General features: G+C 54.7%; 11 protein-coding genes. 10 read left to right on the top strand and 1 reads right to left on the bottom strand.

Annotation, left to right across the window (positions count from 1 at the left end; translation table 11 throughout):
* Positions 1-65 precede the first annotated feature (65 nt).
* Both metE and ACT3RR_RS19250 read left to right on the top strand, forming a co-directional pair.
* Positions 66-2,342, top strand: a complete 2,277-nt coding sequence (gene metE, locus ACT3RR_RS19255) for a 5-methyltetrahydropteroyltriglutamate--homocysteine S-methyltransferase (RefSeq protein ID WP_496200933.1) — start codon at positions 66-68, stop codon at positions 2,340-2,342.
* 157 nt (positions 2,343-2,499) lie between these two features.
* Positions 2,500-3,264, top strand: coding sequence for a meso-2,3-butanediol dehydrogenase (locus ACT3RR_RS19250; protein ID WP_396132636.1), 765 nt, complete (start codon positions 2,500-2,502; stop codon positions 3,262-3,264).
* 55 nt (positions 3,265-3,319) lie between these two features.
* On the opposite strand, the gene ACT3RR_RS19245 is transcribed toward ACT3RR_RS19250, so the two are convergent.
* Positions 3,320-4,159, bottom strand: a complete 840-nt coding sequence (locus ACT3RR_RS19245) for a dienelactone hydrolase family protein (protein ID WP_353504414.1) — start codon at positions 4,157-4,159, stop codon at positions 3,320-3,322.
* Between the two features lie 181 nt (positions 4,160-4,340).
* Here ACT3RR_RS19245 and katE point away from each other — a divergent pair, with 181 nt between their 5' ends.
* The 8 genes from katE to ubiB all read left to right on the top strand — a co-directional run bounded on the left by katE (position 4,341) and on the right by ubiB (position 13,988).
* Positions 4,341-6,617, top strand: coding sequence for a catalase HPII (gene katE, locus ACT3RR_RS19240; RefSeq protein WP_496200932.1), 2,277 nt, complete (start codon positions 4,341-4,343; stop codon positions 6,615-6,617).
* A 277-nt stretch (positions 6,618-6,894) separates the two neighbouring features.
* Entirely contained in the window at positions 6,895-7,656 is a 762-nt protein-coding gene (udp, locus tag ACT3RR_RS19235; protein WP_185688811.1) for a uridine phosphorylase, read from the top strand.
* Positions 7,657-7,761: 105 nt separating this feature from the next.
* A complete protein-coding gene (locus ACT3RR_RS19230) occupies positions 7,762-8,544 on the top strand; it encodes a tyrosine-protein phosphatase (protein WP_496200931.1) in 783 nt (260 codons plus the stop codon).
* A 58-nt stretch (positions 8,545-8,602) separates the two neighbouring features.
* Positions 8,603-9,130 (top strand): DedA family protein, encoded by a 528-nt coding sequence (locus tag ACT3RR_RS19225; RefSeq protein WP_353504417.1) that lies wholly within the window; start codon positions 8,603-8,605, stop codon positions 9,128-9,130.
* 157 nt (positions 9,131-9,287) lie between these two features.
* Positions 9,288-10,844 (top strand): DNA recombination protein RmuC, encoded by a 1,557-nt coding sequence (gene rmuC, locus ACT3RR_RS19220; RefSeq protein ID WP_353504418.1) that lies wholly within the window; start codon positions 9,288-9,290, stop codon positions 10,842-10,844.
* 138 nt (positions 10,845-10,982) lie between these two features.
* Positions 10,983-11,738 (top strand): bifunctional demethylmenaquinone methyltransferase/2-methoxy-6-polyprenyl-1,4-benzoquinol methylase UbiE, encoded by a 756-nt coding sequence (gene ubiE / locus ACT3RR_RS19215; RefSeq protein WP_353504419.1) that lies wholly within the window; start codon positions 10,983-10,985, stop codon positions 11,736-11,738.
* Positions 11,739-11,751: 13 nt separating this feature from the next.
* Positions 11,752-12,360, top strand: a complete 609-nt coding sequence (ubiJ, locus tag ACT3RR_RS19210; protein WP_353504420.1) for a ubiquinone biosynthesis protein UbiJ — start codon at positions 11,752-11,754, stop codon at positions 12,358-12,360.
* Positions 12,357-13,988 (top strand): ubiquinone biosynthesis regulatory protein kinase UbiB, encoded by a 1,632-nt coding sequence (gene ubiB, locus ACT3RR_RS19205; RefSeq protein WP_396132631.1) that lies wholly within the window; start codon positions 12,357-12,359, stop codon positions 13,986-13,988. Before ubiJ ends, ubiB begins: the two co-directional genes overlap by 4 nt.
* The last annotated feature ends 62 nt before the right edge of the window (positions 13,989-14,050 follow it).

Below are 14,050 nucleotides of genomic sequence, written 5' to 3'. Positions count from 1 at the left end.
GGAATATACAGTACCTGCGGATTATGGATGTGTAAACATCTGGACGGCTAAACAGGAAGATAAAGATGACCATTTTGAACCATACCCTCGGTTTCCCTCGTGTCGGTCTGCGTCGTGAACTGAAAAAAGCACAAGAGAGTTACTGGGCTGGCAACAGCACTCAGCAAGAATTACTGGCTACCGGCCGCGAACTGCGCGCCCGTCATTGGAAACATCAGGCCGACGCTGGCGTGGATCTGGTCCCCGTCGGCGACTTCGCTTGGTACGACCACGTTCTGACCACCAGCCTGCTGCTGGGTAACGTGCCAGCGCGTCATCAGAACGCCGACGGCTCTGTCGATCTCGATACCCTGTTCCGTCTGGGGCGCGGTCGCGCACCCACTGGGAAACCCGCTGCGGCGGCGGAAATGACCAAATGGTTCAATACCAACTACCACTATATGGTCCCTGAATTCGTGAAGGGGCAGCAATTCAAACTGACCTGGACCCAACTGTTGGAGGAAGTGGACGAGGCTCTGGCGCTCGGCCACAAAGTAAAACCCGTGCTTCTCGGCCCACTGACTTATCTGTGGCTGGGTAAAGTGAAAGGCGGGCAGTTTGACCGTCTTTCCCTGATCAACGACATTCTGCCGGTTTACCAGCAAGTGCTGGCTGAACTGGCTAAGCGCGGCATTGAGTGGGTCCAAATCGACGAACCCGCGCTGGTTCTGGAACTGCCAAAAGCCTGGCTGGATGCCTATCTGCCTGCTTACCAGCAGCTTCAGGGCAAAACTAAACTGCTGCTGACCACCTATTTCGACAGCGTGGGCCACAACATTGATACCATTCGCCAACTGCCGGTGCAGGGGCTGCACATCGACGCCGTGGCGGGGCGCGACGATCTCGCCGCCGTGGCTGACCAACTGCCAAAAGAGTGGCTGCTCTCTCTTGGGGTGATCAATGGCCGTAACGTTTGGCGCGCCGACCTTAGCACCTGGTTCGAGCGCCTCAAGCCGCTGGTGGCTGGCCGCAATGTCTGGCTAGGCAGCTCGTGCTCACTGCTGCACAGCCCAATCGACCTGAGCGTGGAAACGCGTCTGGATGAAGAAGTGAAAAGCTGGTTCGCCTTCGGCCTGCAAAAATGTGCCGAGCTGGCGCTGCTGGCGTCTGCTCTCAATGACCCTAAACCAGAGACGCTGGATAAACTGGCCCAATATAGCGCGCCAATCCGCGCCCGCCGTGACTCCAAGCGTGTGAATAACGCCGCCGTTGGCCAACGCGTCGCCGCCATCACTGCCGCAGACATTGAGCGGCCGAGTGTGTACACCACACGCGCCGAAGCCCAGCGGGCGCGCTTCAAACTGCCTTTATGGCCAACCACCACCATTGGCTCTTTCCCACAAACTACTGAAATCCGTGGCCTGCGCCTGGACTTCAAACAAGGCCGTTTGGACAACGCCAACTACCGCACTGGCATCAGCGAGCACATCAAACAGGCGATTAAAGAGCAGGAGCGTCTGGATATCGACGTGCTGGTTCATGGCGAAGCCGAGCGCAACGACATGGTGGAATACTTCGGTGAGCATCTGGACGGTTTCGTCTTCACCCAAAACGGTTGGGTGCAGAGCTACGGTTCCCGCTGCGTTAAACCGCCGGTGATTATTGGTGACGTTAGCCGCCCGCAGGCAATAACCGTGGAGTGGGCCAAGTACGCCCAGTCTCTGACCGAGCGCCCGGTGAAAGGCATGCTGACTGGCCCCATCACCATTCTCTGCTGGTCCTTCCCGCGTGAAGACGTCAGCCGCGAAACCATCGCCAAGCAGATTGGTCTGGCGCTGCGCGACGAAGTGGAAGATCTGCAAAACGCCGGTATCGGCATCATCCAGATTGACGAACCCGCGCTGCGCGAAGGGCTGCCGCTGCGCCAGTCGGAGTGGAATGCCTACCTGCGCTGGGCCGTCGACGCCTTCAAACTGAACGCCGCGATTGCCAAAGATGACACGCAGATCCACACCCATATGTGTTACTGCGAGTTCAACGACATCATGGATTCCATCGCCGCGCTGGATGCGGATGTGATAACCATTGAGACTTCACGTTCGGATATGGAGCTGATCGAAACCTTCAAAGAGTTCGATTACCCCAACGAAATCGGGCCGGGAGTTTACGACATTCACTCACCCAACGTGCCAAGCGTCGAGTGGATTGAGAACCTGCTGCGCAAAGCCGCCGACAGCATTCCGGCCGAGCGGCTGTGGGTTAACCCAGACTGCGGCCTGAAAACCCGTGGCTGGGCCGAAACCCGCGAGTCACTGGAAAACATGGTGAAAGCGGCAAAACGCCTGCGCGCCGAGCAGCTCTAATCTGGCACTAAAACCGTCCCTATGAATGTTAAGGAGCACTCCGGTGCTCCTTTTTTATGGGCCGGAATGCTCCCAAAAGCCGCCGTTTTCGCTCGTTTTCCCTTATTCCCCGCTAGGCTTAGTAAAGACTTTACTGAGACTAACCAAGGAGAGAACAATGAGCAGATTCACAGACAAAGTTGTCGTCGTGACCGGGGCTGGTTCAGGTATGGGGGCAGCAACGGCAAGGCGTTTTGCCAGTGAGGGTGCGATTGTGGTGCTGGTCGGGCGCACCAAAGAGAAGCTGGAAAAAGTCGCCCAGTCATTGAGCAGCACGCAGTACTACATTCATATTGCCGACGTGTCGAAAGCGCAGGACGTCGAGCGCATGGCGGCGGTTATCAACGATAAATTTGGCCGGGTTGACGTGTTGGTCAACGGCGCGGGCGTGGTGGCGCAGGGTAAAGTCACCGAGGCCAGCCTCGAAGACTGGCATAAAGTGATTGAAATCGACCTGAGCGGCGTCTTTTATTGCACCCGCTTCTTCATGCCCGCGCTGATCAAAAGCAAAGGCAACATTGTGAATATTTCGTCGGTATCCGGCATGGGCGGCGACTGGGGCATGAGCTTCTATAATGCGGCGAAGGGCGGGGTGAGCAACTTCACGCGCTCAATCGCGATGGACCACGGCAAAGACGGCGTGCGAGTCAACGCGGTTTGTCCGTCACTGACCTTTACCGATATGGCTGAAGACATTAAAGACAACCAGCCGCTGTTGGATAAATTTGCAGAGCGCATTCCGATGGGGCGCGGCGCCGAGCCAGAAGAGATTGCCGACGTGATTGCCTTCCTGGCAAGCCACGATGCGCGCTTTGTTACCGGGGTTAACCTGCCGGTCGATGGTGGCCTGATGGCCTCCAACGGCCAGCCGCAGCAGGCTTAATCAGGTGACTTAATCTGGTTAATAGGGCTGTCCGGCGGGCAGCCCTTCCCACGTTTTACTTGATTCCGTATTGCGCGAACCACTGCAACATACGCTGCCAGCCATCGGCGGCGGCTTCTGCGTCGTAGCTTGGGCGATAGTCAGCATGGAAAGCGTGACCTGCTTCTGGATAGACCACGATTTCAGCCGTGGCGTTTGCCGCGCGCAATGCCTGACGCATGGTTTCTACGCTTTCGAGTGGAATACCCGCATCCGCGCCGCCGTAGAGGCCCAGCACTGGCGCACTCAAATCCACTGCTTTATCAACCGGATGGCTCGGGCTTGTCAGGGTTTTATCGCCCACCAGCTTGCCGTACCACGCCACGCCGGCTTTCAGCTGCGGGTTGTGTGCGGCATACAGCCAAGTGATGCGACCGCCCCAGCAGAAGCCGGTGATCGCCAGTTTTGACTTGTCGCCGCCGTGCTGGGTGGCCCAGTGCGCGGTGTGGTCGAGGTCAGCCAGCACCTGTTTGTCCGGCACTTTGCCGACCACTTTACTGATAATATCGCTGACCTCGGTGTAGTCACGCGGGTCGCCCTGACGGAAATAAAGCTCAGGCGCGATCGCCATATAGCCCTGTTTCGCCAGTCGGCGGCAAATATCTTGAATGTGCTCGTGGACGCCAAAAATTTCTTGTACCACCAGCACGATAGGTAATTTTCCGGTGTAGTTTTCCGGGCGCGCCAGATAGGCCGGCATGTCCTCTCCTTGAGAGGGAATAGTGGTTTGCCCGGCGTGCAGCCCTTCAGTATCTGTGTGTAGCGTGGTGCTGGCCACGGGAGTTACGGCAGGTGCGAAGCTTGTTGGAGCCTGTTTTACTTGTGGAGTGGGTACAGGTAAATCGTCGTTCTTCATCTCGGTCTCCATGCATTTCTTATCTAATGAGTGGCGCTATTGTTTTTAAACTATAGCTGCAAACCTACGACGGCAAGGTACTAGACATATCCTATAGTTAGAGATTGAGCAAAAAAAGTCTCAAGACAGGTGCTCACAAATCCCGAACGAATAGAAGCCGAAACAAGAGGAGTCATGTTCAATGTCGAAATCTACATCTAATAAAAAGAGTGAGAAGAAACAGGTCAGCCGCGCCCCCGCCACGGGCATTGAATCTACACAACCCGGTCTAGGAAGCCTTGCCCCGGCTGACGGCTCACAGAAGCCCAGCGCTAAACCTACACCGCCAGGAAAAGAACCCACTGCTCCCGGCAGTGCCAAAAGCCCTGAGAACAGCAACGCAAAATTAGATTCCCTTGAAGTCCACCGTAAGAATGGTGAAAAGCGTGCCCTGACCACCAACCAAGGCACCAAAATCTCTGACGATCAAAACTCATTAACCGCAGGTTCGCGCGGGCCGACGCTGCTCGAAGACTTTATCCTGCGCGAGAAAATCACCCATTTTGACCACGAACGCATCCCCGAGCGTATCGTTCACGCGCGCGGCGCGGCGGCTCACGGCTATTTCCAGCCTTATCGCAGCCTTGCCGATGTCACCAAGGCGGATTTCCTCTCCGATCCTAATAAGAAAACGCCGGTTTTTGTCCGTTTCTCCACGGTACAAGGCTCGCGCGGCTCGGCGGATTCAGTGCGCGATATTCGCGGCTGGGCCACTAAGTTCTATACCGAAGAAGGCGTCTATGACTTAGTCGGCAATAACACGCCGGTGTTCTTTATTCAGGATGCGCACAAATTCCCCGATTTCGTCCACGCGGTTAAACCCGAGCCGCACAACGAAATCCCACAGGGGGCCAGCGCCCACGACAGCTTCTGGGATTACATCTCTCTGCAACCTGAAACCTTGCATAACGTGTTCTGGGCGATGTCAGATCGCGGTATCCCGCGCAGCTATCGCACCATGGAAGGCTTTGGCATTCACACCTTCCGCTTCGTCAATGGCGAAGGGAAATCGACCTTCGTGCGATTCCACTGGAAGCCGCTGGCGGGTAAAGCCTCGCTACTGTGGGATGAGGCGCAGAAGCTGGCGGGGAAAGACGCTGATTTCCATCGCCGTGATCTGTGGGAAGCCATTGAAGCCGGGGATTACCCAGAGTATGAGCTGGGCGTGCAGCTGATCCCGGAAGAGGATGAATTCAAATTTGATTTTGACTTGCTCGACGCCACCAAGCTGATCCCTGAGAAGCTGGTGCCAGTCGAAATCGTCGGCAAAATGGTGCTCAACCGCAACCCGGACAACTACTTTGCGGAAACCGAGCAGGTGGCTTTCCACCCAGGCCACGTAGTGCCGGGCATCGATTTCAGTAATGACCCACTGCTGCAAGGGCGTCTGTTCTCTTACACCGACACCCAAATCAGCCGACTTGGCGGGCCGAATTTCCACGAAATCCCGATTAACCGCCCGACCTGCCCGTACCACAACTTCCAGCGCGACGGCATGCATCGGCAGGACATTGATACCAATCCGGCCAACTACGAGCCGAATTCACTCAATGACAACTGGCCGCGCGAAACCCCTCCGGCGGCTAAAGGTGGCGGTTTTGAGAGCTACCATGAGCGAGTCGATGGCGACAAAGTGCGCCAGCGCAGCGAATCCTTTGCCGAGTTTTACTCACAGCCGCGCCTGTTCTGGCTTAGCCAGACGCCAACCGAGCAGGATCACATTGTCGCGGCGTTCTCCTTTGAGTTATCCAAAGTGGCCCGGCCTTATATTCGCGAACGCGTGGTCGATTTGCTGACCCGCATTGATGTCACGCTGGCACAAAAAGTGGCGAAAAATCTGGGTATCGCGCTGTCTGACGACGCGTTGAAGACTCAGCCGCCGAAGCCGGTTAATGGTTTGACCAAGGATGAATCGCTCAGCCTGTATGCCAGTGGCAAAGGGGTGATCAAAGGGCGTCAGGTGGCGATTCTGCTCAGCGACGGCGTGAATGCCGCCGACGTGCTCAATGCGTTGCAGGCTCTTCAGGCCGAGGGTGTACATCCGAAACTGTTAGCCAGTCACTTAGGCAATATTGTTGCGGACGACGGCTCAACCTTGCCGATTGATGCCACTTTTGCCGGTTCGCCGTCCATTACCGTTGACGCCGTGCTGGTGCCACATGGTCATATTGATGCGCTGCTGATGAGTGGTGATGCGCGCCATTATGTCCTCGAGGCTTATAAGCACCTGAAAGTCATTGGTTTAAGTGGTGATGCTCGTCGCTTCAAACCTTTGCTGGGTCTGGAAGATAAGGCGGCGGAAGAGGGGATAATAGAAGCGGATAAAGCCGAGGGGGCGTTACTGAAAAGCTTCCTGCAAGAGATGGCAAAACACCGCATTTGGTCCAGAAGTGCTAAGGCTGAAAGCGTTCCAGCCTGATTTCTAGCATTAAGATCTCTATACTCTCTGTTTTACAAGGACAAGGCATTGGCGGCTAACGCCAATGCCTTAATTGTTTGTCTGGATGCAGTGTCTGACGCCGTTTGAAAAATCATCAAATCAGCTCTCTAATGTGATTTTAATCACATTTTTAATGTATGCGATGTTTTGGTTATTACATCAAAGTGACCTTTGTCACGAAAAAGCGTCACAATGAACGGTAGAGTAGCTGGGTGTCCTCCTGCGAAAAGATGACCTTAAATAAGAGGAGTTTGTTATGTCTCAGTCTGATGTTTTCCACCTTGGCCTGACCAAAAAAGATTTGAATGGCGCTACCTTGGCAATCGTCCCAGGTGACCCTGAGCGCGTTGAAAGAATCGCCAACCTGATGGAGAACCCTGTGCGTCTGGCTTCTCATCGCGAATTTACTTCATGGCGTGCCGAGCTGGATGGCAAGTCAGTGATCGTGTGTTCTACTGGTATCGGTGGCCCATCCACTTCTATCGCGGTTGAAGAGTTGGCCCAGCTGGGTATCCGTACTTTCCTGCGTGTCGGGACTACCGGTGCCATTCAGCCACACATCAATGTCGGTGACGTACTGGTGACTACCGCGGCTGTCCGTCTTGACGGCGCGAGCCTGCACTTTGCGCCAATGGAATTCCCAGCGGTGGCTGATTTCGCCTGTACCACTGCGCTGGTGGCAGCAGCCAAAGAAGTGGGCGCTGAACCTCACATTGGCGTGACGGCTTCTTCTGACACCTTCTATCCGGGTCAGGAACGTTACGACACCTACTCCGGCCGCGTGGTTCGTCGCTTTAAAGAGTCGATGAAAGAGTGGCAGGAGATGGGCGTGATGAACTACGAAATGGAATCAGCCACCTTGCTGACCATGTGTGCAAGTCAGGGCTTACGTGCCGGTATGGTGGCGGGCGTTATCGTCAACCGTACTCAGCAAGAGATCCCAAATGCTGAAACCATGAAAAAGACCGAGAGCCACGCGGTTAAAATCGTTGTTGAAGCTGCACGTCGCCTGATCTAAGCGAAATGTAACATTTCTATGGGCTGCTTCGGCGGCCCATTTTTTTATCTTATAAACCGAATCTGTTAAGGTCTGGGAAGAAAAATTCCAACAAAAGGGCCTGTTATGACAGCAACTATCCTGCTTCATCCTTCGCTGACTCCTCTTGAGGGAGGCATTAACTTTCGCGAACTTGGCGGCAACACGGCTGCCGATGGCCGACGCATCAAGCGCGGCTGGCTCTATCGTTCAGGCTCCCTCGACTCACTCACGCCGAAAGATTGCGACTTCTTAAGCAAGGTGCCGGTGGCCCATATTCTCGACTATCGCGACGCCGACGAAGTGGCGGCCAAGCCCGACGTGCTTTGGCAAGGTGTCCAGTATCACCACGCGCCCGCCAACCCTCTGAGTCACGAAGTGAGCGCCAACCTCGAACATTTGACCCAGCAGACCATCGACGCCTTCGACCCTGAAACCTTTATGCTCGAGCTGTATCGTCGCTTGCCTTTTAATAATCCGGCTTATCAGCAATTGGCAACCCTGCTGACCCAGCCAAACGGCGGCGCGATTGTTCAGCACTGCGCCGTGGGTAAAGATCGCACGGGCATAGGCTCGGCGCTGGTGCTGTTCGCGCTGGGGGCCGATCGCAACACGGTGCTGGAAGATTATCTGCTGACAGAAACCACCCTCACGCCTTTCCGCACCTACATGCTCAACAAAATGTCGATAAAACTGAATGACAAGGCGCTGGAGAAGTTCGGTTATGTCCTCTCCGTGCGGGAAGCGTTTATGGACACGGCGTTAAAATCCATTGATGACCTCTATGGCTCAACCGACCTTTGGTTAGAGAAAGAGTACGGATTAACGGCTAAGTTGCGCCAGAAGCTGCGCGACCGTTATCTCGAGTAACTGCCTCTATTTTGCTGATATTATTGATATTGCCTGACGATACTCACAAGGAAGCCCTTTGACCATTAATGACGTAATCCACCTCACTACTGAGTTTGTTCGGGCGCACGAGCCGTGGGCCATACCCATTGTCTTCTTTCTGGCATTCGGTGAGTCGTTGGCCTTCCTCTCACTGCTTTTGCCTGCCACGGTGATTTTGCTCGGGCTTGGGGCGCTGATTGGCGAAAGCGGCATCCCATTCTGGCCGATTTGGGCAGCTGCGGCCGCCGGTGCTTTCTTCGGCGATTGGCTCTCGTATTGGGTTGGCGCGCATTTTCAGGATCGCGTCGGCAACTTCTGGCCCTTCTCCAAACACCCGCAAATGCTGGTACGCGGGCACGCCTTCTTTGAAAAGTGGGGTATGCCGGGGGCCTTTATTGGCCGCTTCTTCGGACCACTGCGCGCCGTGGTGCCGCTGGTGGCGGGAATTTGCGGCATGCCGCAACGTTATTTCCAAATCGCCAACATTTCATCAGCACTGATTTGGGCCTTTGGCGTGCTGGCGCCGGGCGCTTTTGGCATCCAGTGGCTCAGTCACTGGTTCTAATCCTGCCGTCGGGAATGCTGCGGCACAAGAGGGAAGAGTGGGATAAATCCACTCTTGCGAGACGCCTCGCAAAGCTTCTCACTGATGCATAATGTGCTGGACATGCATACAGTGTGACATTACCTTGACCGCAAGAATCGATTGAGATGGAGAGCGCGTGGATATCAGCATTTTATACCTCGTGGGCGGGGCTTTGGCGGGCTTGCTATTAGGCTGGCTGATTGCCAGTTTGCGCCAACAAAAGAATCAAAGTGAGCATGAGACTCAGCGTCGGCTGATTCAGCAAACCGTTGACCAGCAAAAGGCGGAGATCGACCAGCTGAAAGCCGAGCGCCAGCAGTCGCAGCAGCAACAGCGCGAGGCCGAGCTTGAGCTTCGCCAACTGCATAGCCAAGTCGCGGCTAACCGTGAAAAGCTGCAAGGGCTGGCTCACTGGCAAAGTGAGTGTGAGCAGCTCAATCAGGAGCTACGCGCCCAGCGCGAAATTAACAGCGCCCAAGAGGCGGAGCTGCGCGAAGTTTCTACCCGTTTGGATGAAACCCGCATGGCCGCGGAAGATAAACAGCGTTTGCTGATCAACAGTGAACAACGCCTCACCAGTCAGTTTGAAAATCTGGCTAACCGTATCTTTGAACACAATGGGCGTCGGGCCGACGAGCAAAACAAGCAGAGCCTCGATAAGCTTCTGCTGCCCCTGCGCGAACAGCTCGATGGGTTCCGCCGTCAGGTGCAGGATAGCTTTGGGCAGGAAGCGCGCGAGCGCCATACCCTTTCCCATGAAATTCGCAACCTCCAGCAGCTGAATGAGCAGATGGCGCGCGAAGCTATCAACCTCACCAAGGCCTTAAAAGGCGACAATAAAACGCAAGGTAACTGGGGTGAAGTGGTACTCAGCCGGGTGCTCGAAGCCTCTGGCCTGCGCGAAGGCTATGAGTACCAAACGCAGGTCAGCGTGCAGGTTGATACCAACAGCCGCATGCAGCCGGACGTGATTGTCCGTTTGCCACAAAACAAAGACGTGGTGATTGACGCCAAAATGACGCTGGTAGCCTATGAGCGCTACTTCAACAGTCAGGACGACACCGAGCGTGAAATCGCCCTGAACGAGCATATTGCTTCGGTGCGCGGGCACATTCGCCTTCTGGGCCGTAAAGATTATCAGCAGCTGCCGGGGCTACGCAGTCTGGATTACGTCTTGATGTTTATCCCGGTGGAGCCGGCGTTCCTGCTGGCGATTGACCGCGAGCCGGAGCTTATCAGCGAGGCGCTCAAGCACAATATTATGCTGGTCAGCCCAACCACCCTGCTGGTGGCCCTGCGCACCATCAGCAACCTGTGGCGCTACGAGCATCAAAGTCAGAATGCCAAACGCATCGCCGACCGCGCCGCCAAGCTTTATGACAAACTTCGGCTATTTGTTGATGACATGGAGTCTATTGGTCAAAGCCTTGAGAAAGCGCAGGGCAGTTATCGACTGGCTATGAATAAATTGGCGCAGGGCAGGGGCAATCTGGTCGGGCAGGTGGAAAGTTTCCGTACCCTGGGTGTGGAAGTTAAGCGCCCCATCAGCCCTTCTCTGGCTGAACAGGCTGTTTCTGAGCATGAGCCAGAAGCCACGGAGGCTCTCGACGAGCCGCTGGCCGATGACGAAAACAATCTTCCATTGAGTCGTTCAGACCAGCAGCCGGAGGAGAACTTCCCGGCGCGCGAATAACGGCTTCACTCACTGCTATTAGCCAAGGATGCGATTAGTGAATATCTTTGGCTTTTCTATCAGCATCGGTGATGGGGCTTTCCTTGGGGTTCTGGTACACTTTCCCCAATAGTTTGACTGAATAAGCGGGCATAAAATATGGAAAAGCAGACGCAGGAAACCACCCATTTCGGTTTTCGTACCGTAGCCAAAGATGAAAAAGCAGAAATGGTCGCAGAGGTCTTTCACTCCGTTGCCGCTAAATATGACTTGATGAATGACCTGATGTCCTTCGGCATCCACCGTATCTGGAAGCGTTTCACCATTGATAGCAGCGGTGTTCGTCGCGGCCAGCGCGTGTTGGATTTAGCTGGCGGTACCGGCGATCTGACGGCCAAGTTCTCGCGCTTAGTGGGCGAGCAGGGCGAAGTCGTTTTGGCTGATATCAATGACTCTATGCTGAAAATGGGCCGTGAGAAGCTGCGCAATCTGGGCATCGTCGGTAACGTCAATTACGTGCAGGCCAACGCCGAAGCCTTGCCGTTCCCAGACAACTACTTTGACTGCATCACCATCTCTTTCGGCTTGCGTAACGTCACCGAAAAAGAAAAAGCTCTGCGCTCGATGTTCCGCGTGCTGAAGCCAGGTGGCCGCCTGCTGGTGCTGGAATTCTCCAAGCCCCTGCTGGCCCCATTGAGCAAAGCCTATGACACCTACTCTTTCCATATTTTACCGCGTATTGGCGGATGGGTTGCTCAGGACGAGGAAAGCTATCGCTATCTGGCGGAATCTATCCGTATGCACCCTGATCAGGAAACTCTGAAAGGGATGATGGCGGATGCCGGTTTCGAGAATGTGACCTACAGCAACATGACTGGCGGCATCGTAGCTCTGCACCGTGGTTTCAAGTTCTAAGATGGATAAGCCGATGTTGTTGACGCCGTTACTGACCGCTGGGATTGAAACCTCGCTGAATTATCTGCTGTTCAGAGAGCGTGGGCTGAAGGCTGCACGCACTCGCTTAGTAGGAAAAGTGCTGCGAATTGAGCTGCAAGAGCTGAATGCTCCGCTGACCTTCGTGTTCAGCGAGCAGAAAATCGATGTGCTCGGGCAGTGGGACGGCGAGGCGGATTGCACCGTGTCAACAAAGCTCTCCGTCCTGCAAAAACTGCGCGACAGACAGCAGCTTTCTCCTCTCATGCGCAGCGGCGAGCTTATCGTTGAAGGTGATATCTCCGTCGTGCAGCAATTTTCTGCGTTGTTTGAACTGGTCGAGTGGGAGCCTGCCGAGCTGCTGGCTCCTTATCTGGGGGATGTTGCGGCTCAGGGCATTTCGCAAGCTATCAGCGGTGGTTTACGTTTTCTGCGTCATGGCGTTAAGCAGCAGCAAAGCTATGTTGCTCAGACCTTGACGGAAGAGTGGAAGCTGGCGCCCGGCCCGTTAGAAGTCGTCTGGTTTAGTGAAGAAGTCTCTGCATTAACCCGCGAACTGGACGCGCTGGATAAACGCTTCGAAAAACTGGAGGACAAACTATGACTCCAGGTGAAATGCGACGCCTGTACCTGATCATTCGCATGTTTCTGACTTACGGCCTGGATGAGCTAATCCCCAAGATTCGCCTCACGCTGCCGTTACGTTTAGGCAGATACCTGTTCTTCTGGCTGCCCCATCGCCACAAAGATAAGCCGCTGGGCACGCGTCTGCGTATGGCGTTGGAGCAGCTTGGCCCGGTTTGGATCAAGTTCGGCCAAATGCTCTCGACTCGCCGCGACCTCTTCCCTCCTCATATCGCTGACCAACTGGCGCTATTGCAAGACCACGTTGCGCCATTCGACGGTGCCTTGGCCCGTAAGCAAATTGAGGTGGCCTTGGGTGGCCCGCTGGAAAATTGGTTCGACGATTTCGACCAAACTCCTCTGGCATCAGCCTCTATTGCCCAAGTGCACACCGCCACGCTGAAAGAGAATGGCAAGCCGGTGGTGCTGAAAGTGATTCGCCCGGATATCTTGCCAATCATTAAGGCCGATATTCGCCTGATGTCGCGCTTGGCAGGCTGGGTGCCGGTCCTGCTGCCTGATGGCCGTCGCCTTAAACCGCGTGAAGTGGTGCGTGAATATGAAAAGACGCTGCTGGATGAGTTGAACCTGCTGCGCGAGTCGGCTAACGCCATTCAACTGCGCCGAAATTTCAGCGGCAGCCCGATGCTCTATGTACCGGAAGTCTATCCGGATTATTGCAGCGAGCGCCTGATGGTCATGGAGCGTATTTACGGTATCCCGGTTTCTGACGTTGCTGCGTTAGAAAAGCAGGGTACCAATATGAAACTGCTGGCAGAACGCGGCGTGCAGGTCTTCTTTACCCAAGTTTTCCGCGACAGTTTCTTCCATGCTGATATGCATCCCGGTAACATTTTCGTCAGCTACGACACGCCGGAAGACCCTTGCTACATAGGCATTGATTGCGGCATAGTTGGTTCTTTGAACAAAGATGACAAACGTTATCTGGCTGAGAACTTTATCGCGTTCTTTAACCGCGACTACCGTAAAGTGGCAGAGTTACATGTCGATTCTGGCTGGGTCCCTCGTGATACCAATGTCGAAGAGTTCGAGTTCGCTATTCGTACCGTTTGTGAACCTATCTTCGAGAAGCCGCTGGCGGAAATCTCTTTCGGTAATGTCTTGTTAAACCTGTTTAACACGGCACGCCGCTTTAATATGGAAGTACAGCCGCAGCTGGTTCTTCTGCAAAAAACACTGCTGTATGTTGAAGGCTTAGGGCGTCAGCTTTATCCTCAGCTCGATCTTTGGACCACGGCAAAACCCTTCCTTGAAAGTTGGGTTAAAGACCAGGTGGGTTTACCCGCCATGCTGCGAGCGTTCAAAGAGAAAGCGCCATTCTGGATAGAAAAAATGCCTGAACTTCCAGATCTGGTGTACCAAAGCCTTCAGCAGCACAAGCTTTTGCAGTTCAACCTCGAAAAACTCTCTACGCAGATGCAACAACAGGGAGTGAGGCAGGGGCAATCAAGATATCTTTTGGGTATTGGTGCCACCCTGCTGCTTAGCGGTACTGCGCTGTTGCTAGGTAAAGTAGAGGTTTATCCTGCCTGGCTTATCGCCGCAGGAGTCGTTTCATGGATTATCGGCTGGAGACGCAGCCGCTAACTGAGTTTCGCGCGCGGTAACTCTTCGATTGTGAAATTAAGCGCCGCCTCTGGCGGTAATGG

The sequence above is a fragment of the Ewingella sp. AOP8-B2-18 genome (assembly GCF_052376015.1).
GTDB classification, from domain to species: domain Bacteria; phylum Pseudomonadota; class Gammaproteobacteria; order Enterobacterales; family Enterobacteriaceae; genus Ewingella; species Ewingella allii.
The sequence above is the reverse complement of the archived record's forward strand: the minus strand, read 5'-3'. Positions and strand labels throughout refer to the sequence as shown.